Below are 25,720 nucleotides of genomic sequence, written 5' to 3'. Positions count from 1 at the left end.
ATCGGATGCGCAATCCCTGGGGCGGCACGACCGACGACGGCGAGCCGCCGGCCTATACCGGATGGGGCGGCGCGCAGGCCGACGCCACGCCCTACCGGCAGACCTTGCGCGTCGACGGCAGAGCGTACGGGACGGGCCTGGGCGTGCTCGCCAACTCGCGGTTCGAGGTTCGGGCCGACGGTCAATTCCGTCGCTTCGTCGCCGAGGTCGGAGTCGATGACTCGACGTTCGATACGGACGACGCCGTGACCTTCTCCGTCTATGGCGACGGCAAGCTCCTGGCGACGTCCAAGCCGACCCGTTTCGGTCAAGCGGCGCAGCCCCTGAGCGCCAACATAGCCGGCGTGAAGATCGTCGAGCTGGTGGCGCGCGGCAATTCCGCCAAGAACAAGGCGCCCACGGTCGTCACCTGGGGCAACGCGGCGCTGCTCGGCGACTAGAGCATGTCCCGGCCATGGCGGCGGCGTTGTTGTTGGGAGCGCCGGCCCTCCCCTCGGGGAGGCGTGATTGGTTTGGACGCAATACAGGAGTTTCTATGAGCTTTTCACGGCGCGATTTTGTAAAATCCCCCTTGGCGTTGGCCGGCGCGTCGGCGATGGGCCTGAGCACGGCGACTAGGGCGTTTGCCCAGCCAGGTTCAGCGCGAGCGGACGAGGTCATTGGATTGTGGCCGCAACCGCCGGCGGGCGCCGTGCATCCCGGCATGACCGAAGTGATCGAGCAGACCTCGACGAGTCCAGGCTATAGCAGCCGGCGCACGAAGGGCATCTCGAAGCCGTATATGATCGCGTTCCCGGCGGCCCAGCCCAATGGCTCGGCCATGCTGATCATTCCGGGCGGCAGCTTCGAATGGAACTATTTCGACCATGAGGGCGCGCACATCGCCAACGTCCTGAATCGCGCGGGCATCACCTGTTTCGTGCTGATCTATCGCTTGGCGAGGGACGGCTGGGCCGATCCAGCCGTTGTCGGGCCGGCCGACGCCCAGCGGGCGATGCGCGTCATTCGCGCTAATGCCCCGCGCTTCCATCTCGACCCGGAGAGGGTTGGCGTCATGGGCTTCAGCGCCGGCGGTTTCCTGACGACGACGCTCGCAACGCGGCATTCGACGCCGTTCTACAAGCCCGTCGACGCCGCGGACCAGCTCAGCGCCCGGCCGCTGCTGACGGCGCCAATCTACCCGGTGCAAAGCGTCGATCCCGCCTACGCCTACGGGGAGGTGGCGCCGTCGCTGTTTGGCGGCCAGCCGACGGCGGCCCAGATCCGCGAATGGTCGCCGGATCTCAACGTCACCCCGATGGCTGCCCCGACCTTCCTGGTGCACGCCGAAGACGACAACGCGGTGCCCGTGGCCAATACGATGCGGCTTCGTGACGCCATGGTCGCGGCCAAGGTCACGGTCGAGACTCACTTGTTCGCTCGTGGCGGTCATGGCTTCGGCATAGGTCCCGGAGGTCCGGACGGCCTGTGGTTGCCGCTGTTCGTCAACTTCGCGCGCCAGGAAAAATTATTCGTCTAGGGTAAGCCGGGCGATATAGGATCGACCAGAGGCGCGTTTACGCGACGCTGTTGGCCGAGCGTCGGCGCGCCGCCCTTTGGGACGGGCCGGTCGGTTTACTGATTCACCACCTGGATCACGACGCACGGACGATAATGCGTACCGTGCGCCGGCTCGATCCGACCTCGCCGATCGGCGCCCAACCTCTTGTCAGACAATTATCAGGAATTGCAAATCGCCGACGGCGCATCAGGCGCGAGACGGCCGCTCTTGAGCCTGTCGGTGCACCGTGCTTTCTTGCGGAAAATAATCAGACAAAAACTCGAATGGGAGCAGGCGTCATGGATTACGAACGGCCAAGTCGACGCGCCTTTCTGCTGGCCTCCAGCGCCATGGCCTTCGTCGGCGCGGCCTCGCCGGGCCTGGCCGCGCCAACCGGCCGCATCGTCGCCGAGCCCGTGCCAGCCCGCCATGTCGCGCTGAAGTCCTCGATCTTCCAGCAGGCTCAGGCGGCCAACCGCGCCTATCTGGTCTCGCTGTCCGCCGACCGACTGCTGCACAACTTCCACCAGGGCGCCGGCCTGCCGGTCAAGGCGCCGGTCTATGGCGGCTGGGAGGCCCAGAGCATCGCTGGCCACACCCTGGGCCACTACCTGACCGCCTGCGCCCTGCAGGTGGCCGGCACGGGCGATCCCGTGCTGAGCGATCGCCTGACCTACATCGTCGCCGAGCTGGCCCGCGTGCAGGCCGCCCATGGCGATGGCTATGTCGCCGGAACCACCCGCTGGGGCCAGTCCGACGCGGCCGGCGGCAAGCAAGTGTTCGAGGAGCTGCGCCGGGGCGACATCCGCTCAACCGGCTTCAGTCTCAACGACGGCTGGGTGCCGATCTACACCTGGCACAAGGTGCACGCCGGCCTGCTGGACGCCCACCGCCTGGCCGGCACGCCCAAGGCGCTGGACGTGGCCGTGGGCCTGGCCGGCTATTTCGCGACCATCATCGAAGGCCTGAGCGACGAGCAGGTGCAACAGATCCTGATCACCGAGCACGGCGGGATCAACGAGGCCTATGCCGAGACCTACGCCCTGACCGGTGACGAGCGCTGGCTGAAGGTCGCCCGCCGGCTGCGCCACAAGGCCGTGCTCGACCCTATCGCCGAGGGTCGTGACGAGCTGGCCGGCCGGCACGCCAACACCCAGATCCCCAAGGTCATCGGCCTGGCGCGCCTGTACGAGGTGGGGGGCGATCCGGCCGAGGCCCGGGCGGCTCGGTTCTTCCACCAGGTCGTCACCGAAAACCACAGCTACGTCATTGGCGGCAATTCCGACCGCGAGCATTTCGGCAAGCCGAACGAGATCGCCCGCCACATCGCCGAGACCACCTGCGAGGCCTGCAACAGCTACAATATGCTGAAGCTGACGCGCCGCCTGTGGAGCTGGGCGCCGCAGGGCGCGCTGTTCGACTATTACGAGCGCGCCCAGCTGAACCACATCATGGCCCACCAGCGGCCGAGCGACGGCATGTTCGTCTATTTCATGCCGATGGCCGCGGGCGGGCGGCGCAGCTACTCCAACCGCGAGGACAGCTTCTGGTGCTGCGTGGGGTCGGGGATGGAGAGCCACGCCAAGCACGCCGATTCGATCTGGTGGCGGGGCGGCGACACCCTCTATCTCAACCTCTTCATCCCCTCGCGCCTGGACCTGCCGGACGGGGATTTCGCCATCGAGCTCGACACCCTCTATCCCGCGGAGGGCCTGGTGCGGCTGAGCGTCGTCCGGGCCCCGGCGGCCGAGCGCGAGATCGCCCTGCGGCTGCCGGCCTGGTGCGCGGCCCCGCTGGTCAAGGTCAACGGCGCGCCGATCGGGCGGCCGGGGCGCGACGGCTACGCCCGCCTCAAGCGCCGCTGGAAGGCGGGCGACCGGGTCGAACTCGTCCTGCCGATGCGGCTACGGGCCGAGCCGACGCCGGATGATCCCAACCTCGTCGCCTTCGTCAGCGGTCCGCTGGTGCTGGCCGCCGACCTCGGCCCGGCCGAGCGCCCCTTCGAACGGGCCGCCCCGGCCCTGCTGGGCGACGGCCCTCCGGCGACCCTGTTGCGCAAGACTGGCTCGACGCCGCACGTCTACGCCGCCGACCTGGCTCAGGGCGGGACGGCGACCTTCAGCCCGTTCTACGCCCAGTACGACCGCCGCACGGCCGTCTACGCCCCGGTCTTCACCAAGGCCCGCTGGACGGCCGAGGGACAGGGCTTCCTGGCGGCCGAGCGCGCCCGCATCGACGCCGTCGCCCGCACGGTCGACGCGGTCTATCTCGGCGAACAGCAGCCCGAGGTCGACCACAAGGTGACGGCCGGCAACGGCGAGATCATCCAGTGGAACGGCCGCAGCGGCCGCAAGCTCGGTCCCGGCGGGTGGCTGGAGATGACCCTCAACCGCCGCCCCGGGCGCATGAGCCTGCAACTGATCCATTGGGGACAGGACGCGGGCCAGACGGCCAAGGTCCTGGTCGACGGCGTCCCCGCCGGCGTCTTCGAGGCCCCGGCGGAAAAGCGCGACGGCTTCTTCGCCGTGGACCTGCCGCTGCCGCCGGGCGCCGGCCCCGCGCGGGTGCGGCTCGAGGCGGGGGAGAAGGCGGTCGTGATCTACGAGGCGCGGGTGATGGCGGGCTAGGAGCTGTGGCCCCTAAGGAGTCCCAACGGCTCTGGAGCACTTCCCGACCTGATGGCATCAGGTCGGGCGCTTCAGATCAGCGAACGGACGCTCGTGCGCCTGGTCAGCCGTGAAACAAGCACGGGTTTTGACCGACGGCGTCAGCAGCTCGGCCCCATGCCTTTACCTCGCGGCGAGGCGGTAGAGGCCCGCGCCGTGCGACGGCAGCGGCGCCGAGAAGCGGCCGGAGGCCTTGCCCAGGTCACCACGCTTCCAGAGATCCCGCACCGAGACCGAGCCGGACAAGCCGATGAACTTGAGGTCGATCCCGATCTCGCGCGGCCTGTCGCCGGTGTTGAACAGGGCGAGGTAGGTGTCGCCGTTGGTCGCCTTCGCGGACCAGACCCGCATCCCGTCCTCGACGAAGTACGGGCGGTTGTCGCGCGAGGCCTGGTTGACGGCGATGACCTCGGGATTGGTCAGCAGGGCCTTGGTCGGCCCATCGAGGTGACGCAGGTCCCCGCCCATGATCAGCGGCGAGCGCGCGATCGACCACAGGGTCATCAGGGTGCGCTGTTCGTCCGGGGTGAACTTGGTGTCGCGTTCGCCCAGGGCCAGGCGGCCCAGCGGCAGCATGTCGGCGTCCGGCCAGCCGCCCTGGCCTATGTACGGCGACCAGTTCTCCAGGCGCGTGAACTGGGCGTCCAGCAGGTTCCACTCGTCCCAGAAGTCGTCCGAGATCCGCCACATCTGGGCGTACTGGCGCGCATGGGCGCCGCGCACGACCGGCGTCTCGCCCGGCGACATCGACAGGATCATCGGCCGGCCCGTGCGGCCGATGGCCCGGTGGATGGCCTCGATCTCGGCCATGTGGGCGTCGTAGGGCCGGGCGAGATCGTCGACCTTGACGAAGTCCACGCCCCACGACGCCAGCAGGGCGAAGACGCTGTCATAATAGGCCTGGGCGCCGGGCTTGCTCATGTCGACCCCGTACATGTCGGGGTTCCAAGGGCAGATGCTGCGCTTGTCGACGATGTCGGCAATGGGGATGTTCGTGCCCAGCACCTTCAGGCCGCGCTCGGCCGCCAGGCGGGGGGCGCCGCGCATCAAGTGAACGCCGAAGCGCAGGCCCTGGGCCCGAACGCGGTCGGCCAGCGGCTTGAAGCCCTTGCCATTGGCGCTGGAGGGGAAGCGGTTCGGGGCGGGCAGCAGCCGGCCGTGGTCGTCCAGCGTCGGGACCGGCTTGGCGGCGTAGGTGTAGCTGTTGGCGCCCGGCTCGTACCACTGGATGTCGACGGTCAGGATGTCATAGCCGGCCGGCAGCAGCTCGCGCGTCATGATCCCGGCCTGCTCCAGGACCTGGGCCTCGGTGATGGTGGTGGCGAAGCTGTTCCAGCTGTTCCAGCCCATCGGCGGCGTCGGGGCCAGGAGGGGCTTCTTCTTCGCGGCCGGCTTGGGGGACGGTTTGGTCGCCGCGACGGCGGGCAGCGCCGCGCCGAGCGCCGCGGAAGCGCCCAACAGGCCGCGGCGGCTCAGTTTCGTTGTCATGGAGCGTTCCTCGGATCTCACGGAATTCATTGACGATGGTCAGGCGCCTCGACAGACGCAGGATCCGCTCGATGGCGGTGACGCCTGGCCGGCCGTAGCGCCTTCCGTATTTGTTGGCGCTAGAGCTACAGGCGACCGATAGCGCCATCAAGGGATATTGTCTGACTATATGCCCCAAGCCCTGTTCGGCAGGCGTCCCCTACCGACGGCAGCCCCCGAGCGTCGTCATTTGCCGGGTCGCGGACACATCTGGCTGACGGGGTTGGATCCCGTCGCGGTCAGGAGGCCGAGGCGGTATGGCAGTTGGACATACTCCGTACCGGGCGCGTGGGACGTCAGGCCCTGGTACAGGAACCGCAAAGGCTTGCAGGGATCGATGGCCAGCGTCTGGTCGTAGCCGCCGCGCACGAGTTCGCCATGAGAAACGCCTTCGGACCAGGCCGGCCCGTCGAAGGTGACATTGTCCGATCCCGCGAACGAAGCCGAGGCGCCGTCGGCGAGCGGCCGCCAGGCCCCGTCCAGCCTGTCGCTGGTCCACGAACGGAAGTAGCGGCCCTGCGGACCGATCGCCTCGACCAGGGTGAGGTAGGCGTTCGCGCCCGCGATCTTGTAGTGCATGCTGGCTTCGAAGACGTCGTCGCGACGACCCGTCAGGACGATCTTGGTGTCCGAAAAGCCGTTGGGGAACTGGCCGATCGGCGTCTGCGACCGATAGAGATTGCCGTTGTCGCCCGTGTTGAAGAGATGGCAGTTTTCGTCGTCGCAAATGACCCAGAAGTCGAGCCAGGCGTCCTGACCGGAGGCTTTGATGACGGCCGGCGTTTCCGAAAAGAAGGGCTTTGGCGCGCTCCAGGACATGGGGTCTTCAATATTCGCGGTCGTCGAATAGACGGGCGGCCCGCTCTGATAGACCATGTACCAGAGCTTTTGCGGCGCGAAGTAGAAGACCTGCGGCGCCGCGCGATATCCGGGGCCGATGCCCGACTGCTTCAAGCTGACAACCTTGGCCTTCGGCGCCTCGGACCAGTCTGTGAAGCGAGTGTAGGCCATATGCCATCCGTCGGGGGCGGCCGTGGTCATGAAGACGTGATAGGCGCCATTAAAATAGACGACCGAAGGATCCTTGAGGCCGGAATAGGTCTGCGCGCCCTCGGCGGAAGGCGTGATCAACGGCGCGGATGAACGCCAGTGGAAACGCTCCTTCGCGCCCGCCCCCGCCTCCGTCGCTCCGACTGTCAGGACAGCGCCGAGGATGGCGGTCGCCACGCGGGTCAAGATCCGATGTCTGGTGATCGCCATGAGGCCAGTCCTGTTTGAAATCGAAAGTGAATCTGGGTGGTCAGAGGATCAGCTCGACGCTCGTAAGCGAGGCCCGCCCAGGAACCTGCCGATCAGCCAACGCCGCGCCGGCTCGTCGTAGAGCTTGAGGCAGGCGATCGCGACGGCCGCCACGAACACGCCGCCCCGACCAGCGCGCCCTGCCCCGTGCACAGCGGGTGGAACAGCGACCAGAACCTTCGTCATCGAAAGGATTTGGGCAGGAAGCACGGACAGCCAAAAGTCGGCGTCCGAGCCCCCCGATCAATGTAGAGTTCCGGACAACCTCCAAGCACCGCTCAGAACCTCACGACCTTTGGCGCACCGTCGTAAAGGATCTGGCGGTCGACCGGAGCGCTCTGCGCGCCCGCGCCCTTGCTGGGCGCGACCAAGACGACGTTCAGTTGGCGCTGCTGGATCATGCCCGGAAACGATCCCTGCCGCGGACCGACGGTCAAGGTGCGGGCCTTGTCATTCCATGTCAGGTCATAGGTGGCGCGCTGGCCCTTCTCGTAGGCATAGGTCTCGTTGTCGTCCTCGTAGATCGTGAACCGGGCGTCAGCGCCGGGATAGATGCGGATCTCGTAGGGCGCTTCGGGGCGCTCGGTGGCGAACTGCACCGCTGGCCCCATCGGCACGATGGAGCCGGCGCGAACATAGAGCGGCAAGATCTCCAGCGGCGCCTGGCGCGACACGGTCTTGCCACCGGCGTGACGCTCATTGCTCCAGAAGTCGTACCAGTCCGCGCCCTTGGGCAGGTAGGTGCTCACGGTGAAATCCCGGGTCGCTTCGGCGAGTTTGGCGGCGGCCTGCAGCTCGGCGGGACGGCGCCAGGTCAGGCGCAGGCTTCGATCGCCGCCGCCCTGGTAGTAGTCGATGCGTACCGACAGGCGTTCCCCCTGCTTCAGCCTGCGCTTGACGCCGTGGTAGCGCTCCGCGCCCGTCGTCCAGTCGTCGACCACCTTTTCGCCGTCGAGGAAGAGGCGCATACCGTCGTCGCCGGCCACGCCGATCTCATACTCGCCCTCCTCGGGCGCGACGATCGCTCCCTCCCAACGGGCGGAGAAATCGTCGAGCTTGGCAAGTCCGCCGGGGATTTCGGCCAGCGGCGGGCTGGGCCAGGTGTGGTCGATCTTCTCGTCGACCAGCTTGCCTTTCGGGACCTCGAAGTTCGCGCCCTCGAAATACTGCAACGCCAGGCCGGGCTTCCCGTCGGCGGTGCGCAAATATTGGCTGGGGATCGTCGCCGCCGGGGGCGGGCTGATGTTGTACATCGCCCGGGTGACGGGATGAACGAGGAACGACGGCCCGAACATGAAGCTGTCGTCGACGTTGTCGGTCGCCCGGTCGTCCGGGAAGTCCATCATCAACGGCCGCATCAGCGTGTAGTGGTCTGACGTCACCTTCCAGCTCAGCCCATAGATATAGGGCAGGAGGCGATAGCGCAGGCGCACGCTGTCGGACAACGAGGCGTACACCGCCGGATCCAGCGTCTTGAACAGGTAGGGCTCGCGTTCGACGCTGGTGCCGTGGATGCGCATGATCGGGTTGAAGGCCGCGAACTGCATCCAGCGGGCGTAAAGTTCGCGCCATTCCGCATTCTGCTCGCCTCCGGGGAAATCCGTGACGAAGAAGCCGCCGGTGTCCTGGGTCCAATAGGGATTGCCGGTGACCGTGACGTCGACGCCGCCGGCGATCTGTTGTTTCAACGTCTTCCAACTGGAGAAGATGTCGCCGCTCCACGACGCCGCCGCCGTGCGCTGCGCCCCGGCCCAGGCCGAACGGGTCAGCGTGAAGACCCGCTTGTCGCTGGTCGCACGTTGGCCGTCATAGGTCCCCTGGGTGGTCACCAGCGAATAGGGATTGAGGTAGCGGGTGAAGTCGCCCAGGGCGTTAGAGCCGAGCGCCTTGGTGTCGCGGATATTGTCGACGGCGTTCCACATGGCGCTGCTCACCTCGATCTCGGTGCCGTCCATCCAGAGCGCGTCCACGCCCTTGTCGAGCAGGCCGGATTTGATGTGCTTGAAATAGATCTGCCGGCCGATCGGGCTGTAGGCGTCGTAGACGCGGGCGTGTTTCGAAATCCAGTGCAGCGGCTTGAAGCGCAAGCCTTGGGCGTCGAGTTCGTGGGCGAGCGCGGTGTCGTCGCCGATGGAGGGCCAGATCGACACCATCAGCTTGAGATTCATGTCGTGAAGCTGGCGGGCCATGCCCGCCGGATCGGGATAGCGGACCGGGTCCCAGATCATCCCGCTCCAGCTGCCGTCTTTGTCCGATCCCCAGTATTGCCAATCCTGGACGATGTAATCGAGCGGGAACTTATCCTCGCGGAAGGCGCGCGCGACCTCCAACAGCTGGTCCTGGGTCTTGTAACGCTCCTTGCTCATGAACAGGCCGAACGCCTGCTTGGGATACATGGGCGCTTCGCCGGTAAGGGCGCGGTAGGCGCCGACCACGGCGTCGGGCGTGTCCCCTGCCATGAAATAGTAGTCGACGCCGCCTGGGGCGCTTTCGGCCCAGAGCGAGGCGTCGCCCGCCTCGTCCTTGAAACGCATCTGCGAGTAGGTGTCCCACAGAACGCCGTAACGTCGCGAGGACATCATCACCGGAATGATGATGCCGACATTGGTCTGAACCAGCAGTAGATCCTTGCCCCGCCGATTGCTGGCGTCATCGCCCGTGAAGCCAAAGCCGTAGATGGCCTCGTCGGGTCGAAGCACGAAACTGTTGACCGCCTCGTAGCTCGGCGCGCCCGAGATGGTCACCGGCTTGAGGCGTTGCGGCGCCTGGGCCTTCTCTTCGGTGTAGAGCCTGCCCTTGGGATCCAGGAAGCGAAGCGCGCCGGTCGCCTTGCTGATTTCGACGCGCAGCTTCGCGGTCGTCAGGACCAGGGTCGCCGCCGTGTCCTCCACCGCGAAGGTCACCGGGCCTGGCGCGGCCGGCACGACAAGACTGGGCGCCGTCCAGTGATTTTGGCCGAGAGTGGCGTTCACTCGGACGGTGTCCGGCGCGTAGAACACGACGTTCTTCGTCACGCCGTCGAGCTGGATCTGAACGCCGTTGCGCAGCCTGGCGTGAGCGAAGCCCTGAGTCTGCGGCGCGAAGACAGACTGAAGATGACCATTCGCATCGAGCCCGGCGGGCGCGGAGGCGTCCGTCCTTGCCTGAGCGTGGGCGGCGGAAACCAGAATGCAGGCTGCGGCCAGCCCCCCCATGACTAGGCGCCGCGACGCAACCCCCGCCAACAAGGTCGCCTTCCTGGCTCGCCCCATGGCCGCACTCCCCAATCTATCGTCGATGCTTCACGCTACACCGCATTTGCTCCTACAAATTGCCGCAGCGATTGTCACGGGCATACGTTTCTTTTTTCGCCCTTTCAGTCGGAATTTCAGCCAAGAAAGACCAGAAAATTGTCCACGATGGCATATAATCCTCAAATTGGCTGCGCTCTTGAAGGCCTTCCCTTGAGTTGCCGCTACGCGATCACGCCCAATAACTTTCAATGCTCCGACAATTTTGCAGCCTTACCCTTCCCCGAAATTCGGCATGCCGCTCAACGCCTAAGATGGGGCGAATGCGAAATTAGCTCTGTGGCGGAGAACGGGCGTTGCTGGGACCCGATCGTGAAGGTGCGGCATGCCCCGACTCAGGCTTCACGAATGTCCGCTATAGTTACCGGCGCTCAAGGAGGGCCCGTGAGCGACGACCGCCATCCGTGACCTGCGCGTCGGCCGCTAGTTTCCTGAGTGGCTGGTGGCGTAGTCCATCACCGTCGACAACGGCGCCACCCAAATTTTGTCGGAATGTTCTTTGAGATAAGCAAGGAGCTGCGCGTGCGCCTCGGCAGTCACTCTCAGATAGTCGCCGCCAACCCCGTGAAAGCCGATAACCAATAGACCGCCGGACTGCGCGGTGCTCTCAACCGCGGCAATCATATCGGCGCCTGTTGCCGTCTCGTCGAACCAGCGGCACGGCACATCCATCGGATCAAGCACCTTGCCGCCCGGCCATGCGGCGCTTCGGGTATAGCGCACGAGCCCGCTGGCGCGAAGTGCGGGGAGATAGTCCACACCTCCGGCCAAATGCTGGCCGCAGGGCGTGGCAAAGCCGTGCTGCAACTTTCCATCGATCGCCGTCAGCATGGTGTTCATCGTCCGAATTTCCGCGAGCATCATTTCGCCATCGTAGGAGTCGCTGGTGTCGAGCTTCCGCGCCGGCGCATAATTGGCCTGCGGACAGGCGTGGCGAACGGTGTGGTTTCCAAGCTCGTGGCCTTGGGCCGCCGCGGCCCGCCAGAGCGGGATCTGCTCCGGGACCAATTGACTGCCGACCACGAAAAAAGTTCCTTTCAGCCCGGCCGCGTCGAGCGCAGGAATTGCAATGTTGAGATGCGAGGACAGCGCATCGTCGTAGGTCAGCACCACTGCCGCCTGTTTACCGTCAGGCCAGGGCTCTGCCTGAGATTGAGCCGCCATCATGGTCATGCCCAACAAAAATGATCCGATTAGCAATAGAGTTGATCTCATTCGCATCGCTATCCTCCAGCTTGCGCGACTATGATACCGACCACGGCGCCGCGCGCCGCAAAAAGTCAGCATTGTCCGATTTCTCAAATTCCGTGGAGGGCGGTAACAAACCGGGCCAGTGGAGGAGCAAGGCCAAGCCGCCGACGCCTCTCCGCTGACCATGAACCCTGCTGCTCAACAGTCAGGAGTTTTGTATCCATCCGGTGAGGGCCGTAAGCCGGCACGCACAGAAGCTCTAGCCGAGAGGCGGCCTCGGGAGGCCGTGGCCTCGGCTCTCGCCACCACCTCCCCAGGGTCGCACCGGGAAAGGCGCCGACCAGATGGCTGGCCGCCTCCTACCAATCGACCTCCTCGAGGCCAACCGCATCGCCGCTTCGATGCTCCACGCCGTGGTGGCGCTGTGACGAAAAACCCAGGTTCTGCCGCAATAGTGGAAGGGGCGTCCTAAGCGGACCGAGAAGTCCGTCTGGGCCGACGCCTTGCGCCAGAAGCGGTTCGCCTTCTATCGTTGAATTCTCCACTCTCGCCTGACGTTTCGGGACAGCGCGCTTGATCATTGGGACAGAGTTGCGCCGGAGACGATCATGTCCGATCGCAGCACTACAGCCTCTTGCCTCGCACCCGGCCAAACATGACCTGGCGTGTCCCCCAGGCGCTGACTGAACTTCTTCCGACAGGAAGGTGCTCTATAGACGAAATGTCGGAAGAATTTCAGATAGATCGGCGATCGGTAGCGAGGAAGCTCAGGACCGAAGGAACGACCTATTCAGCTTTGTTGGATTCCGAACGTTGGAACCTCATGGGCCGCCATGTTCGTGAGGGTGATCTCCCCCTAACGAACTACGTATTCGATATCGAGATTCCGCAGTCCAAGCGCAGGCCGAAACCATGCCCCAAACGGTCAAATCACTCTAGCCGACCGAGTTCAAAAGACACCCATAGAGGGCATTTCAGCTCTAAACCCATGCCGGAGACCAACCAGAATCGCCGCTTTTTCCACGTTTTTTGATCTGATGATCGTAGTTTGGGGGGCTGGCGTACAGGATCGTACAATCGGCGGAGATTGGCGCACTATGTTGAAACCGAGTGGGAATTACAGGGACGTCGTCGCCATCCCAAGACCGAAACGCGGCCCAAACGGTTGTCGAGGTTGCCCGCGACCGAGCAAGGGCTTCGGGTCGTCGAGACAATGATGACTGAGGCCCGCGGCGAGCTCTGGACGCCCCGAAGCTACGGTCTCCATCGAGATGGCGCCTGGGGAACGCGGCCAACTATCGTGTCGAGCCGCAGCTGGCGGGCGCTGCCGGTCTCTCCGAGCGGAAGATCACGCTATGCGAGCCGCACCGACATGTGCGCCGCTAGCCAAAGCGCCCGCAGATATAATCCTGGGTCTGCTGGGCCTGGGGCTTCATGAACATGTCCGTCGCCGCGTCCGCGCCTTGAGATTTGCCCGCCGTCGGCGCTCAAGCGCCTTTCGAACACGTCAGCAAGCCGCAAGCCTATCGCCGAAGTCGCGCGCCTTGGCGCTCGGAACTTGCTCGGAGCCTCTGGACGCGCGAGCAAAGACCTTTCGGCAGTTTGTTGGAGGACACGCCATGTCGCCCAGACACGCCACCTGTCACTGCGGCGCGGTGGCCTTGCGCTGCGACGGTGAACCGACCAAGGTGTCGATGTGCTGCTGCACCGACTGCCAGAGGCGAACCGGCAGCGCCTTCAGCGTCGCGGTGTTCTTCAAGCGCGACCAGGTCTCGACCACGGGCCAGACCCGGATTTACGAGAGACCATCAGCCAGCGGATTTTCGGTGGCGTTTCATTTCTGCCCCCTCTGCGGCTCAAATCTCTTCTGGCTGCCCGAGCGCCTGCCGGATCGGATCGGGGTCGCGATCGGCGCATTCGAAGCGCCAGACTTCCAGCGTCCGGATCAAGCGGTCTGGACCAAGCATCGGCAAGCCTGGCTCGACTTGCCGCTGGGCATGCCCTGCTACGAGGAAAACCCCCTGCCAACACCCAAGGCTTAAGCAAACGCGCCAGCCGCCCGCCGCGCATGGCCACGGCAACCCCACGTCAGCCTTGCTTCGACTTCAAAAAGACGATTACATCGTGCAGCGATGTTTATTGCCCCCGTCGCGCGGTCTCACGCATTGTCTGTGATGCGCGGCCGCCCAACGGCCGCTCGCGCGTCTCGCCGCGCATAGATTCCAGCCGGGATGTCCAATGCCCCATGCCTCCAAAACCTTGACCCAAGGCCACGCCTGGTTCGCACGGTCCGTCGGCGTCGTCCTGGTGGTGATCGGCGCGATCTTGTCGGTGGGGGGCCTATGGCTCGTACTCGTGCGAGGATCGCCCTACTATCTGCCGGCGGGATTGGGCCTGGTCGCTTCCGGCGCGCTGATGGTCCGGCGCCGCGTCCGGGGCGCCTGGCTCTATGCCGGCGTCTTCGCCGCGACCTTGGTCTGGGCCCTTTGGGAATCGGGGCTCGACGGTTGGGCGCTGACCCCAAGGCTGGTCGGGCCCTTCATCTTACTGCTGCTGGTGATGGCCTGCGTCCCCAACCTGACGCGCGACCGCGACCCCCGGCGCGCGAGTCTGGGGCTGGCCATCGGCGCCAGCGCGCTGATGGGCGTGCTGGTGATCGCCGTGCTCCTGGCGGGCCGTCCCCCCGCCCCAGGCGCGCCGACGCTCGGCCCCGGCCCGTTGGCGGCGGGGTCGGCCGGCGCCGACTGGCCCGCCTATGGCGGCTCCTACGGCGCCCAGCGCTATTCGACCCTGGCGCAGATCACGCCGGCCAATGTCGGCCGGCTCGAACGGGCCTGGCTGATCCACACGGGCGACCTGCCGGCCACCGCGCAGGCGCGCGCGCAATACGGCGCGGAGACCACGCCCCTGAAGGTCGGCTCCAGCCTCTATCTCTGCACGCCCAAGAACATCCTGATGGCGCTCGACGCGGCCACCGGCAAGACGCGCTGGCGTTTCGACCCCAAGGTCGCCGACATCCACATCCCCTACACCGCCGCCTGCCGCGGGGTGGCCTACTACGCCGTCCCGGGCGCCCAGTCCGGCGCGGTCTGCGCCACCCGGATCATCGAAGGGACCTTGGACGCGCGCCTCATCGCCGTGGACGCGGCCACAGGGCGCCCCTGCCCTGGCTTCGGGTTCGGCGGCCAGGTCGATACGACCCAGGGGATCGGCCAGAACGCGCCGGGCATGTTCTCCATCACCTCGGCGCCGACCATCGTGCGCGGCGTGGTGGTCACGGGCCATCAGGTGTTGGACGGCCAAAAGCGCGACGCGCCCTCCGGCGTGATCCAGGGCTACGACGCCGTCACCGGCAAGCTGGTCTGGGCCTGGGACATGGTGCGACCCGAGCGGACGGGGGCGCCGCCCCCGGGCGAGACCTACACGCGCGGCACGCCCAACATGTGGACGACGGCGACGGCCGACGAGGCGCTCGGCCTGGTCTACCTGCCGCTCGGCAACTCGGCGGTGGACTATTGGAGCGGCCTGCGCACCTCGCGCGAAAAGGCCCATTCCACCTCGCTGGTGGCGCTGGACGCGGCCACGGGGCGCAAGGTCTGGTCGTTCCAGGCGGTGCACAACGATGTCTGGGACTATGACCTGGGTTCGCAAGCCACCCTGGTGGACTTCCCCACGGCGCACGGCCCGGTTCCCGCCGTGATCCTGCCCAGCAAGCAAGGCGACATCTATGTTCTGAACCGCCGCACGGGATCGCCGCTGACCGGGATCCAGGAGCGGCGCGTGCCCACGGGCGGCGTCGAGCCGCGCGAGCGCTCGGCCACCCAGCCGTTTTCGCTTTACCACACCCTGCGCAAGCCCGACCTGACCGAGAGGTCGATGTGGGGCATGTCGCCGATCGATCAGATGATCTGCCGGATCCAATATCGGCTGGCGACCTACAAGGGCTTCTACACCCCGCCCGAGACGCAAGGCCGTTATGTCGAATATCCCGGCTACAACGGCGGTTCGGATTGGGGCGGCGTGGCCGTGGATCCCGTGCACGGCGTCATCGTCGCCAATTACAACGACATGCCCAACTATAACCGGCTGATCCCGCGCGCCGAAGCTGACCGCAAGGGCTGGGCGCCGCGCGGCCAGGAACGCGGCGGCAGCCTGAAGAAGGGCGCCGAAGGCGCGGGCGATCCGCAGGCCGGCACGCCCTACGCCATCGACGTCAACGCCGGCTGGCGCCTGCCCCTCACGGGCCTTTTGTGCAAGCAGCCACCCTATGGCGGTCTGCGGGCCATCGATCTGCTGAGCGGCAAGACGCTTTGGGACCGGCCTCTGGGCACGGCCCGCACCAACGGTCCGTTCGGCATCCCCTCGCACCTGCCCCTGACCATCGGCACGCCCAATAACGGCGGGGCGGTCGTCACGGCCGGCGGGGTGATCTTCATCGCCGCGGCCACGGACAACCTCATCCGTGCGGTCGATTTGAAGAGCGGCCGCACGCTCTGGCAGGACGTCTTGCCGGCCGGCGGTCAGGCCACGCCGATGACCTACGCGGTCGATGGCAAGCAGTATGTGGTGATCATGGCCGGCGGGCATCACTTCATGGAGACGCCGATCGGCGACGCCCTGGTCGCCTACGCCCTCCCCGGCCCAACATCCTCGAGTGCGAAAGGCTCCAACCCATGACCCGCAACGCTGGCCTGGCCGTCTTGCTTATCCTGCCGCTCCTGGCCAGTACGGCCCGCGCCCAGGACGCGTCCAAGGATGGACAGGGCGGCGAGCGTCTGGCCGGCGAGGCGCCCCTGGGCCTGGTCGGCGTCCAAGCCCTGGTCGGACAAGACTTGCGAACTTTGGGACGCGCGCCTCTGGTGTGCGCCGCGCCGCGGCCCGACGGCGCCAAGGCCTGCCGTGTGGCCCGTCGCTACGGACAATATGTGATCGACGACCCCGCGCCGCTCACGGCCAAGGTGCGTCTGCGCCGGCTGACCTTGATTGTCCGTGGTCAGATCATCGAGGCGGTCACTTTCGAAACCTCGCCCGACAATTTTCATGCGGTGACGCATCTGCTCAACACACGACTCGGCGCACCCGTGCGCACCCAGAGCACGCGCGTGCGGCTTTCGGGCGAGGTCCAGCCGCGCGTGACCATGGCCTGGCGCGCCGACGGGGGGCAGGTCAGCCTGACCGACCCCACGCCGTTGCAGACCCTGTCGGTGAGCATCGGCCACGACGACGGGGCTTCCAAAACCGCCAGCGGCGTCTGACGACCGCACGCAGATGCCTTGTCGGTCAAGGGATGGTGAGGCGTTAGCGCGGAATAGGGCTGGCCGGCCAAGGATTGAAATGGGGTGTTGAAAGGCCAAATGACACGGCCCCGCCTGCCCTTCAGGCCCTCGAACCCCTTCGATGGCGCTTGCCCGGTTCGGCGCGAGCGTCAGGGCGCTTTGAGACCACAAAGCATCGTGTAACGATATTTTATGGTCTCAAATTCAGGTCCCGTTAACCGGACCGGCGACGACATGGGCCATACGCTCTAATCCAGTTCAGGGACCGCCGGCCGGCGGACTGCCCATGCTTTTGTCGTCGCGCCTGCGCCCTGCGCTGATCATGCTCCTGGCCGCCATCGTCACGACGTTCGTCTGCCTTCCGGCGCGGGCGCTGGCCGACAGCCCCGTCGAGGAGCGGTTCGCCGCGATCGTCATCGATGCCCAGACCGGCGAGACGCTTTTCGCCCGCCATGCCGACGCGCGTCGCTACCCAGCCTCCTTGACCAAGGTGATGACGCTCTATCTGGCGTTCGACGCGCTCGACGCGGGCCGCATCAAGCTTGCCGATCCGGTGGTCATCTCGCGACGGGCTGCGGCCCGGCCGCCCTCGCGCCTGGGCCTTCGCGCCGGTGAACGCATGAGCCTGCGCGAGGCCATGGACGTGTTGGTCGTCAAGTCCGCCAATGACGTCGCCACGGCCCTGGCCGAACGGCTGGGCGGCGACGAGGCCGCCTTCGCCCGGGCCATGACGCGCAAGGCCAAGCAGCTTGGTTTGGCGCACACGCAATTTCGCAACGCCTCGGGTTTGCCGCAAGCAGGCCATTTCAGCACCGCGCGCGACCTGGCGCTGCTGGGCCGAGCCTTTCTGCGCGACCATCCCGACGACTACGCCATTTTCGACCAGGAGCAGACGGTGTTCCGCGGACGGCTGATCCGGGGGCACAATCGCCTGCTGGCCCGGCCAGGCATCGACGGCTTCAAGACCGGCTTCGTCAACGCCTCGGGCTATAATTTGCTGACCTCGGGGGTGCGTGACGGACGGCGGGTGATCGCCGTGGTGCTGGGCGGTCGCTCAGCGCGATCGCGCGACGCCTTCATGGCCAAACTGCTCCAGGCCAGCTTTTCCAGCCTCGCGATCCGGTCGGCCGGCTTCGAGCTGACCGTGGCGGACCTGATGGCCGAACCCGCCGCGCCCCAGTCCTATGCCTCGGCCGCTCCGATCCAGACCTCGCCGCTCACCATCCAGGCGGCACTGGCCCAGGCCGAGCCGGCGCGCTCGCAGGGCGACGCCTCGCCCACGGCCTCGGAGCCCTCGCAACTTTGGGTCCAGGTCGGCGCGTTCCGCTCCAAGGCGCGCAGCCAGGCGCGGTTGGCCGATATCGTCAAGCGCCACCCGCGCCGTTTTGGCCCCCGGCCGCGGGACGTGGCCAGGATCGGCGGCCTCTTCGCGGCGCGCTTTGGAGCCCGCAGCGCCAAAGGGGCCGACGCGGCCTGCGCCCTCCTGACCGCCGAGGGCGAGGATTGCCTGGTCCTGACCGAATGAAGTCGTCCGATGCCGGGACCCAAGGGCATGCCGATCTGGCGGGACAAGCTCCTCGCCTTCACGATGGGCGTGGCCGCCAATCCCACCCGCTTCTTTCGTATTTCACCGAGCCGTGTCGTCGAGATAGGGATGCCGACGTCGGCCTAGGCATGATGCGTTGAAAGACCGCCCGAACCTGCGGAAATATATCGCGCCACGATCATTATACTTGCTTGTGCGACGCGAACCTGGAGCGAGCCATGAGCTATGGGCGCCTGGCGGCGATGACCGCCACCTCGACGGCGATCATGTACGGCTTGATGTACCTGAACACCTACAGCCTCGACCATGTGGCCTTCAGCCAGACGCGCGCCTGGATGGCCCTCCTCATGGGCGCGACGATGGCGGCCATCATGATGCTCTTCATGGGCGACATGTATCGCGACAAGCGGCTGAACGCGGCGATCCTGGCGGGGGCCGCGATGGTTTTCGCCGCCAGCCTCTATCTGGTTCGCAGCCAGGCGAGCGTCGGAGACGTGGCCTATATGGAGGCGATGATCCCGCACCACTCGATCGCGATCATGACCAGCCGCCGCGCCAACATCCATGACCCGCGCGTCCGCCGCCTGGCCGACGGCATCCTCACCGCCCAGGTGCGGGAAATCACTCAGATGAAGGCTCTGGTCGCGGACTTGAAGGCCCATCCGCCGAGCAAGACGGCGCCGACGCTTCCGCCGCCTCCAGACCGGTAAGGCCCTGCTCGAAGGGCTCCAGGCCCTGGGGGGCCGACGGCGCGCTCGGCAGGCCTCGCGCCACGCCGCGTAGCACCGCCGCGCCAAGGACGAGGACGGCGCCGGCGGCGATCACCGCGCTGAGCGCGCCGACCGCGTGGCCGACCACCAGCCAGGCGTCATGGGTCATGACGCTGACGGCGATCGCGCCGATCATGGTCAGGGCGCTCATGCAAGCCAGCCGCAACGCCAAACGCGCGAGCTTCATTGGTCGCCCTCCTGACGGGCGGCGATCTCGGCCGCGCCGGGGCGGGTCAGGCGGCGGCGCGGCCGCGTCCAGGCCCGCGCCAGGGCGTGATAGAGCGGCGTGGGCGAGACCGCCTCGGAACAACGCTTGGCGATCAGGGTGCAGAGCAGGAGCGGCCCCACCAGGCCTGGATCGCGGGTCATCTCCATCAAGATCACCGCGCTGGTCAGCGGCGCCTGCACGACGCCGGCCAGGTAGCCGGCCATGCCCAGCGTGACGGCCTCTCGCCCGCCCGCCCAGGGCGCCAAGTGCGCGAACAAGGCCCCAAGGCCGGCGCCCGTCGCCAGGGACGGCGCGAAGATGCCGCCCGGCGCGCCGCTCGAGGCCGCAGACAGCGTCGCCAGCCACTTGCCGGCCGCCAGACCCCAGCCCGAGGCGAAGCGGCCAAACAACATCGACTTGGCCTCGGCGTAGCCCGCGCCGTAGGTGGCGCCGCCGCTGAAGACCGCGGCGGCCGCCGCCGCCACGCCGCAAAGGCCGGCGAACAGCACGGGTCGGGCGTCTTTCCAGCGTCGCAGGCGATTGTCGCCAACCAGGACGGCGGCCATCAGCCGCGAGAAGAGACCGCCCGCCAGCCCCGACACCACGCCGATCAACGCCGCGCTGAACCAGGCCTTCCAGCCCGCCGCACCCGACATGTCCCCGAAATAGGCGTAGTTTCCGCCGAGCGCGTAGGCGGCCACGCCCGCCGAAACCACGGCCAGGATGACCACGGTGTTGGCGCGTCGGTCGAAACCGCGCGCCAGTTCCTCAACGGCGAAGACGATGCCGGCGATGGGCGTATTGAAGGCGGCCGAGACGCCAGCCGCGCCGCCGGCGATCAACAGGGTTCGCCGGCCTGGCCCGCCGCGCAGCCAGCCGGTCAGAAACACCATGATCGCGGCGACCACTTGCACGGTCGGCCCTTCGCGCCCGATGGAGCCGCCGCAGACCAGCAGCAGCGCGGCCAGCACGATCTTGACCAGGGCCGTACGCATCGACACCCGGTCGTCATGGATTTTCTCGCCATCCAACCCGCGCCCCCGGCCGATTTCACCCGCGGCGATCACCTGGGGAATGCCGCTGCCGGCGGCGGCGGGCGCCAGGCGTCGCATGAGCCAGACGCAGAGCGGCAAACCCACGATCAGCAGCGCCGGGCCCAGCCACGGCCAGCTTCCGACCAGTCGGGCGTGAAGGGCCATGGCGCCGTCGCAAAGCTTGGCGAAACCGACGGCCGCGGCGCCCGCCACAACCGCGGCGGCCACCACCGCGCCGGTCCGCAGGGAGCGCCGGGCGCGCACGCCCACGAGCTTGCGCTGGCGATCGAGCGTTTCGAGGGGCGAGGTTTTCGACACGGAGATTCGCTGGCTGGCGCGGAAAGGACATCGTGGCGATTGGATCGCCTCACGATGTTTATGCCCTAGGGGCGCCCGCCCCCAGGGTCAAGCCGGCAGGTTAGCGCCGGCGGCGCGGCGGAAAGTTCTTCAAGAGGATGGCCGCGATGATGATCACGAAGGCGGCCAGGCGCGGCAGGTAGACATGGCCGTCCCATTCGCGGTCGGCGCCGGCCATCAAGGTCAGCACCCGAGCCGTGGCCATCAGGCCGAACGCCGCCGCGAACGCCAGGAAAAGGCCTTCGCGGCTGGTGCGCCAGAAGCGCAGGAAGAACACGGCGGCGACGGCGTAGCCCATGGCCAGGACGCCGCCGACGAAACCTATCAAGAGCGGCGAGTGTGTCATTCGCGCTCCCAGATGAAGCCGTAGAGCAGAACGCCCAGGGCCGCCCCGGCGCTCAATTGACGCCAGATCCATAGATCGCGGGCCGGAAAGACCACGAGATCGGCGACGAGCAGTAGGTTGTTGAGCGCAAAGAGCGAGAAGCTGATGGCGCACCAGAGCAGCAGCCGGTGGCGCGAGCGTCGATAGGCCCGGGCCAAGAGGCCCGCGCAAACCAGGCTGGTGGCCAGGCACAGCAGATACACCAGTTGCGGCGCCACCAGCGTCATGGCTTGCCGTCCTTGAAACGGAAGGCGTCGGCGAGGTCACGCAAGGGTCCAGCGCCCCGGTAGATCATGCTGATCATCGCGAAAGGTTTTTGCCGATAAGCTTGTTCTGTCCGACCGCACAGGTCGTCAAGGGCCGGCTGGGCGGGACGATAGCGCCACCCATCGGCTTCGCGGCCCACCAGGCCAAGACCCTCCAGGCGCCCGAGCATGTCCTCGACCATGGCCAGATTGCCGCGCAGCTCGGCCGTCAACGCCGTCGGCGTCCAGGTCTGGTCTGGCGCGCCGCGAAGCAACATCAGCAATTCCAGAGCCCAGACGGTGCGAAGATCCGCGATGACGAACCGCGCGACATCCTCATCGAAACCAGGATTCCCCGATCGCGGCATCTAGGTTTCGCGCCCCGTTGCGGCCATGCGTCCCGCCTCGACCGGCACAATCAAACTCCCCCCCTCAAGATCCACTCAAATCCATCCCCAAGGTGGGTCCAATCCCGTCGGGATGATCGCCGAAGGGATTGGCATGGGCGCGGCGACGCGCCAATGCGTCTAGTCGCGCCCGCAGCCCCTCGTCGAGCCCAGCCACGCTGTCGGCCGGCGCGGCGGCGCCGTCGTCGTGATCCGCCGTCGGCGCGTTGGCCAGCACACGCAAAAGGGCCTGATCGAATCGCTTGCCATCCTCGGTGTCGGCCGCAGGGGGCGCCTCCAAGAAGCCCACGACGATTTCGAGCGCATCTTCCCAGTCAACATGGGCCATGCGACATCCACTCCAATACCGTCTTCCAGCGCCTCAACCGGCCAGACGCAGCGAGATCGCCGCCAGGCAACCCAGCGCCGTCAGGGCCACGAGAATGATCTCGATCGGGACACTACTAGTCCAACCCCGCTTCATGAGCGTCTCCTCCCGGTCGGCGACACTGACGGTCGCCTTGATCGGTCTTTATCGACGGAACATCGTATCACGAGGCTTTGCGACTGTCTCCGCCATCCTGCGCGTGGGCGGGGTTTTCAAGGTCGAGCGCGGTGACGTAGCTGTCGCGCCAGGCGGCGACATCGTCGCGTGAGACCCCGTCCATCAGTCGCCGCCAGCGCGCGATCCGCTCGGCCCTTGGCATGGACAGGGCTCGCTCCAGCGCTTCGGAGGTTTCCTCGCGGCTGAAGGGGTTGATGATCAGGGCGTCGCCCATCTGCTCGGCCGCCCCCGCATAGCGCGACAGGACCAGCACGCCGGGATCGTCGGGATCCTGGGCGGCGACATATTCCTTGGCCACCAGGTTCATGCCATCGCGCAGCGGCGTGACCAGCCCGACATGGGCGGCTCGGTAAATGCCCGCCAGCTCGTCACGCCGATGGGCGCGATTGACGTAGCGGATCGGCACCCAATCGACGGTGGCGTAGGCGCCGTTGATCCGGCCAGAGACCCCCTCCAGGCGGGCGCGGATTTCCTGATAGGCTTCCACCGCGTCACGGCTCGCGGTGGCGATCTGCAACAAGAACACCCGCTCGGCCCAGTCGGGGTGATCGGCCAGCAGTTGCTCATAGGCCAGGAACCGCTCCTCCAGCCCTTTGGAATAGTCGAGGCGATCCACGCCCAGGATCATCTTGCGCCCGGTCTGGCTTGATCGCACGCGCTCGAACGCCGCTTGCGCGGTGTCCCCGCGCGCCAGTTCGGCGAAGGCGTCACCCTCGATGCCGATCGGAAAGGCCCCGATCCGGGTGGAGCGGCCTTCGGCCGCGATCACGCCATCCTCGATCGTCAGGTTCAGATCGCGTTCGACATAGTCGCTGAACGCCTCCAGGGCGTCGCGCGTCTGGAAGCCCACCAGGTCATAGGCCAGCAAGGATTCCACCAGTTCGCGATGCTGGGGCAGCGTGGTCAACAAGCGCCGGCTCGGCCACGGGATATGCAGGAAGAAGCCGATCCGGTTGGTCACGCCCAGCCGTCGCAACTCCTGGGCCAGGGGGATCAGGTGATAATCGTGGATCCATACTCGGTCACCTGGGCCGATCAGAGGCGCGAGCGTCTCGGCGAACCGGCGATTGACCCGCTCATAACCCTCTCCGAACGAGCGCTCGTAGGCGGCCAGGTCGGTGCGCGAGTGGAAGATCGGCCAGAGCGTGCGGTTGGCGTAGCCGTCGTAATATTCCTCGCGATCCTGCTCCTCCAGGTCGACCAGAGCCACGGTGACGCCACCGATCTTCTGCATGGCGATCTGGCCGGTGAAGGTCTCGGTGGTCTCGCCGCTCCAGCCGAACCAGACCCCGGAATATTCCCGCAGCGCCGCCGCCAAGGCCATGGCCAGGCCGCCGGCCGTGCCGACCCCTTGGTCGCTGGGCGGATTGACCCGGTTTGACACCACGATGAGCCGGCTCATGCGAGGCCTCCGGGAATGGCCGCCTCCAGCCAGTCCAGGACGGCGGGAACGTCGGGCAGGCGATGACGCGCCAGGGTCTGGCGGCCGCTCATACCGACAAGGACGCCATACCCGCCCGCGGCCTCGGCGGCCATGAACCCGTCCTCGTCGGTGAGGTCATCCCCCACGAAGATCGGCCGCGCGCCCTGGAACGGCCATTCGGCCAGGAAGGCCTGGACCGCCTGGCCCTTGTCCCCGCCGGCCGTTCGCAGCTCGGCGACCATGTCGCCCTCCTGCAGGATCAGGCCCGTGGCCGCCTCCAGGCGCCGAGCGGCCTCGCGCACCGCCTCGCAGGCGCTGGGGCAAGCGCGATAGTGCAGCGCGACGCTCAAGCCTTTTTCCTCGACCAGCAGGAGCGGCTGGGCGCGGGCCAAGGCCTTGAACACGGCTGCGGCGTCGGCCAGGTCGGCGTCGGGCAGCGGGGCGACCTCCTCGCCCAAGACCGTGCGTCTTTGCAAGCCGTGCACGCCGGCCACGGCCGCCACGGCGTCCTCGGTGATCGCCGAGATTTCGGCGAGGGTTCGCCCGCTGACGATGGCGAGACGACGCTGCAGACGTTCTGCCAGCTGGCGCAGGATGAGGGTTCGCCGCGGATCGGGCCCGACATCCTGCGGCCGGTCGACGATCGGCGCCAACACGCCGTCGAGGTCGAGAAACAATGCGCAGCCGGCGGGGTTCAGCGGCGGCGGGGGCGGCAAGGGATCGGGAAAGGTGATGATCTGGGCCGTCATGGCGGACTCCATGGCAGGCGCCGGAATAGTCAAATTCGGACGCAAGGACGCCAGCGCACCGGTGAGCTTCGGCGGCGGCGCAAGGGGCGGCGCGCCAGAAGCGCGCTACGAGCGATCAAACGGGCCTTACGGTGGAGGCGCGCGGCCGGCGGGGCTGGGCGGCGCGCAGCAGCGGGCGAACAGAAGGCGTGGTTCGCCCGGCGAAATCGATGATGGCATGACAGGCCCCTTGTGAATGCGAGCGCCGTGCGCGGCGCGGTGGTTCTCCAACGATGGCGGATTGGCCGCGCGAGCCGCCGATCCTGTCGCACTGTGCGACGAAAGCGTGATGACGGCCCCGGACGTATGGGCAGGACCCGAGCGCAACCTAACAGGCCGGCTCGTCGATGGGGGTCGGGTCACGGGATAGTGACGCTGGCTTTACCGCCCTGCCCGGGCAGCACGCGCAGATGCGGCCCGCGAGACGGTCGCATTTCCAGCTCGTCCAGGCCAAGGCGGGACCCGGCCCAAGCACCCGCGGCCGCCATAAGAGCGGCCCCGACCAGCGCGATCATCAGGCCTCTGCCCCGAAACGCCGATGCGAACCCGACCCTGAAGGCTCGCATCGGCGCCCCCGTGACCGAGTCGCGGTGGGGTGTGCGATCAGTCATGCCCTATAAATATCGTGCCACGATGCGATGTCAAATGGAGCGCGCCAACCCGCCTCTCCCGCGACTCGACCGGCGTGCTAGAAAGTCGGCAGCGACGCGAGTGGTTCGCGCGCCAGGACCTTGCCCGTGACACCGCCTGACCAGCCCTCCCCCCCCGACGCCGAGGCCGATGTCGATCAGGGCCGGCCCCTAACCGCCGATGACTATCAAGCCCTGGGAGAGTTTCGCCGCGCCATCCGCCAGTTCCTGGCGTTCAGCGAAGAAGGCGCGCGGGCCTATGGCCTGACCAGCCAACAGCATCAGGCCCTCCTGACCATCAAGGCCCATCCCGGTCCCGATCCCATCTCGATCGGCGACTTGGCCCAAAGTCTGCTGATCAAGAACCACAGCGCCGTTGAACTGGTGGCGCGCCTTATCGAACGGGACCTGGTGTCCCGGCGCGACGACGACGCCGATCGGCGCCGGGTGGTGTTGGAGCTGCGGCCACGCGGCGCGGACATCTTGGAGACCATCTCAAGGCGCAACCTGGGTCAGCTTCGCCGGGGCGCCGACATCTTGGCCGAAATCATCGAGGCGGCCCATCGCGCCGCCCCGCCGTCGCCCTGAAGCAGAG

Annotated in this window: 21 protein-coding genes; 10 read left to right on the top strand and 11 right to left on the bottom strand. The window is 67.0% G+C overall.

Annotated elements, in window-relative coordinates; translation table 11 throughout:
- The 3 genes from BM066_RS01345 to BM066_RS01335 all read left to right on the top strand — a co-directional run.
- A partial coding sequence (locus BM066_RS01345; RefSeq protein ID WP_177218350.1) for an NPCBM/NEW2 domain-containing protein occupies positions 1–440 on the top strand: 440 nt, incomplete at its 5' end.
- A gap of 263 nt (positions 441–703) precedes the next feature.
- Complete coding sequence (locus BM066_RS01340) at positions 704–1,519, top strand: alpha/beta hydrolase (RefSeq protein ID WP_255367435.1); 816 nt, start codon at positions 704–706, stop codon at positions 1,517–1,519.
- 320 nt (positions 1,520–1,839) lie between these two features.
- Complete coding sequence (locus BM066_RS01335) at positions 1,840–4,167, top strand: beta-L-arabinofuranosidase domain-containing protein (RefSeq protein ID WP_089923662.1); 2,328 nt, start codon at positions 1,840–1,842, stop codon at positions 4,165–4,167.
- A 162-nt stretch (positions 4,168–4,329) separates the two neighbouring features.
- Here BM066_RS01335 and BM066_RS01330 read toward each other — a convergent pair whose 3' ends face one another.
- The 4 genes from BM066_RS01330 to BM066_RS01315 all read right to left on the bottom strand — a co-directional run bounded on the left by BM066_RS01330 (position 4,330) and on the right by BM066_RS01315 (position 11,495).
- A complete protein-coding gene (locus BM066_RS01330; RefSeq protein ID WP_089923660.1) occupies positions 4,330–5,694 on the bottom strand; it encodes a glycoside hydrolase family 27 protein in 1,365 nt (454 codons plus the stop codon).
- A gap of 225 nt (positions 5,695–5,919) precedes the next feature.
- Entirely contained in the window at positions 5,920–6,993 is a 1,074-nt protein-coding gene (locus BM066_RS01325) for a glycoside hydrolase family 62 protein (protein WP_089923658.1), read from the bottom strand.
- Positions 6,994–7,310: 317 nt separating this feature from the next.
- Positions 7,311–10,046, bottom strand: a complete 2,736-nt coding sequence (locus BM066_RS01320; protein WP_369823213.1) for a TIM-barrel domain-containing protein — start codon at positions 10,044–10,046, stop codon at positions 7,311–7,313.
- A gap of 699 nt (positions 10,047–10,745) precedes the next feature.
- On the bottom strand, positions 10,746–11,495 hold the full coding sequence (locus BM066_RS01315) for a polysaccharide deacetylase family protein (RefSeq protein WP_018061442.1): 750 nt from the start codon (positions 11,493–11,495) through the stop codon (positions 10,746–10,748).
- Between the two features lie 1,637 nt (positions 11,496–13,132).
- On the opposite strand from BM066_RS01315, the gene BM066_RS01310 reads away from it, so the two are divergent.
- The 6 genes from BM066_RS01310 to BM066_RS01290 all read left to right on the top strand — a co-directional run bounded on the left by BM066_RS01310 (position 13,133) and on the right by BM066_RS01290 (position 19,045).
- A complete protein-coding gene (locus BM066_RS01310; RefSeq protein ID WP_018061441.1) occupies positions 13,133–13,555 on the top strand; it encodes a GFA family protein in 423 nt (140 codons plus the stop codon).
- Between the two features lie 196 nt (positions 13,556–13,751).
- Complete coding sequence (locus BM066_RS01305; RefSeq protein WP_089923655.1) at positions 13,752–16,190, top strand: membrane-bound PQQ-dependent dehydrogenase, glucose/quinate/shikimate family; 2,439 nt, start codon at positions 13,752–13,754, stop codon at positions 16,188–16,190.
- Positions 16,187–16,768 (top strand): hypothetical protein, encoded by a 582-nt coding sequence (locus tag BM066_RS01300; protein WP_089923652.1) that lies wholly within the window; start codon positions 16,187–16,189, stop codon positions 16,766–16,768. Before BM066_RS01305 ends, BM066_RS01300 begins: the two co-directional genes overlap by 4 nt.
- A 307-nt stretch (positions 16,769–17,075) precedes the next feature.
- Entirely contained in the window at positions 17,076–18,314 is a 1,239-nt protein-coding gene (locus BM066_RS01295) for a D-alanyl-D-alanine carboxypeptidase family protein (RefSeq protein ID WP_018113149.1), read from the top strand.
- 9 nt (positions 18,315–18,323) lie between these two features.
- Positions 18,324–18,461: a KUP/HAK/KT family potassium transporter gene (locus BM066_RS26295; protein ID WP_177218349.1), complete on the top strand. Its 138-nt coding sequence runs from the start codon at positions 18,324–18,326 to the stop codon at positions 18,459–18,461.
- Positions 18,462–18,553: 92 nt separating this feature from the next.
- Positions 18,554–19,045, top strand: a complete 492-nt coding sequence (locus BM066_RS01290) for a DUF305 domain-containing protein (protein ID WP_029589452.1) — start codon at positions 18,554–18,556, stop codon at positions 19,043–19,045.
- 243 nt (positions 19,046–19,288) lie between these two features.
- Here the strand turns inward: BM066_RS01290 and BM066_RS01285 are convergent, their stop codons facing one another.
- From BM066_RS01285 to otsB, 7 genes are all read right to left on the bottom strand, one after another.
- Entirely contained in the window at positions 19,289–20,665 is a 1,377-nt protein-coding gene (locus tag BM066_RS01285) for a chloride channel protein (RefSeq protein WP_018113152.1), read from the bottom strand.
- A 100-nt stretch (positions 20,666–20,765) separates the two neighbouring features.
- Positions 20,766–21,050, bottom strand: coding sequence for a DUF5985 family protein (locus BM066_RS01280; protein ID WP_049801613.1), 285 nt, complete (start codon positions 21,048–21,050; stop codon positions 20,766–20,768).
- Complete coding sequence (locus BM066_RS01275) at positions 21,047–21,316, bottom strand: DUF5985 family protein (protein WP_018113154.1); 270 nt, start codon at positions 21,314–21,316, stop codon at positions 21,047–21,049. Before BM066_RS01275 ends, BM066_RS01280 begins: the two co-directional genes overlap by 4 nt.
- Positions 21,313–21,702 carry a hypothetical protein gene (locus BM066_RS01270; RefSeq protein WP_018113155.1) on the bottom strand — a complete coding sequence of 130 codons (390 nt, stop codon included), beginning with the start codon at positions 21,700–21,702 and terminating at the stop codon, positions 21,313–21,315. Before BM066_RS01270 ends, BM066_RS01275 begins: the two co-directional genes overlap by 4 nt.
- Before the next feature lie 64 nt (positions 21,703–21,766).
- Positions 21,767–22,069 (bottom strand): hypothetical protein, encoded by a 303-nt coding sequence (locus BM066_RS01265; protein ID WP_018113156.1) that lies wholly within the window; start codon positions 22,067–22,069, stop codon positions 21,767–21,769.
- 202 nt (positions 22,070–22,271) lie between these two features.
- A complete protein-coding gene (gene otsA, locus BM066_RS01260; RefSeq protein WP_018113158.1) occupies positions 22,272–23,687 on the bottom strand; it encodes an alpha,alpha-trehalose-phosphate synthase (UDP-forming) in 1,416 nt (471 codons plus the stop codon).
- The gene (gene otsB / locus BM066_RS01255; protein ID WP_177218348.1) at positions 23,684–24,457 is read right to left on the bottom strand and encodes a trehalose-phosphatase; all 774 of its coding nucleotides are present in this window, start codon (positions 24,455–24,457) and stop codon (positions 23,684–23,686) included. Before otsB ends, otsA begins: the two co-directional genes overlap by 4 nt.
- A gap of 776 nt (positions 24,458–25,233) precedes the next feature.
- Between otsB and BM066_RS01245 the strand changes: the two genes are divergently transcribed.
- Positions 25,234–25,713 (top strand): MarR family winged helix-turn-helix transcriptional regulator, encoded by a 480-nt coding sequence (locus BM066_RS01245; protein WP_018113161.1) that lies wholly within the window; start codon positions 25,234–25,236, stop codon positions 25,711–25,713.
- Positions 25,714–25,720: the final 7 nt, after the last annotated feature.

The organism is Caulobacter sp. UNC279MFTsu5.1 (genome assembly GCF_900114015.1).
Lineage (GTDB): Bacteria > Pseudomonadota > Alphaproteobacteria > Caulobacterales > Caulobacteraceae > Caulobacter.
The sequence above is the reverse complement of the archived record's forward strand: the minus strand, read 5'-3'. Positions and strand labels throughout refer to the sequence as shown.

Coding starts and splice junctions, on each gene's coding strand:
- BM066_RS01340 (WP_255367435.1), top strand. CDS start 704: ATGACCGAAGTGATCGAGCAGACCTCGACGAGTCCAGGCTATAGCAGC.
- BM066_RS01335 (WP_089923662.1), top strand. CDS start 1,840: ATGGATTACGAACGGCCAAGTCGACGCGCCTTTCTGCTGGCCTCCAGC.
- BM066_RS01330 (WP_089923660.1), bottom strand. CDS start 5,694: ATGACAACGAAACTGAGCCGCCGCGGCCTGTTGGGCGCTTCCGCGGCG.
- BM066_RS01325 (WP_089923658.1), bottom strand. CDS start 6,993: ATGGCGATCACCAGACATCGGATCTTGACCCGCGTGGCGACCGCCATC.
- BM066_RS01315 (WP_018061442.1), bottom strand. CDS start 11,495: ATGACCATGATGGCGGCTCAATCTCAGGCAGAGCCCTGGCCTGACGGT.
- BM066_RS01310 (WP_018061441.1), top strand. CDS start 13,133: ATGTCGCCCAGACACGCCACCTGTCACTGCGGCGCGGTGGCCTTGCGC.
- BM066_RS01305 (WP_089923655.1), top strand. CDS start 13,752: ATGCCCCATGCCTCCAAAACCTTGACCCAAGGCCACGCCTGGTTCGCA.
- BM066_RS01300 (WP_089923652.1), top strand. CDS start 16,187: ATGACCCGCAACGCTGGCCTGGCCGTCTTGCTTATCCTGCCGCTCCTG.
- BM066_RS01295 (WP_018113149.1), top strand. CDS start 17,076: ATGCTTTTGTCGTCGCGCCTGCGCCCTGCGCTGATCATGCTCCTGGCC.
- BM066_RS26295 (WP_177218349.1), top strand. CDS start 18,324: ATGCCGGGACCCAAGGGCATGCCGATCTGGCGGGACAAGCTCCTCGCC.
- BM066_RS01290 (WP_029589452.1), top strand. CDS start 18,554: ATGAGCTATGGGCGCCTGGCGGCGATGACCGCCACCTCGACGGCGATC.
- BM066_RS01280 (WP_049801613.1), bottom strand. CDS start 21,050: ATGACACACTCGCCGCTCTTGATAGGTTTCGTCGGCGGCGTCCTGGCC.
- BM066_RS01275 (WP_018113154.1), bottom strand. CDS start 21,316: ATGACGCTGGTGGCGCCGCAACTGGTGTATCTGCTGTGCCTGGCCACC.
- BM066_RS01270 (WP_018113155.1), bottom strand. CDS start 21,702: ATGCCGCGATCGGGGAATCCTGGTTTCGATGAGGATGTCGCGCGGTTC.
- BM066_RS01265 (WP_018113156.1), bottom strand. CDS start 22,069: ATGGCCCATGTTGACTGGGAAGATGCGCTCGAAATCGTCGTGGGCTTC.
- otsA (WP_018113158.1), bottom strand. CDS start 23,687: ATGAGCCGGCTCATCGTGGTGTCAAACCGGGTCAATCCGCCCAGCGAC.
- otsB (WP_177218348.1), bottom strand. CDS start 24,457: ATGACGGCCCAGATCATCACCTTTCCCGATCCCTTGCCGCCCCCGCCG.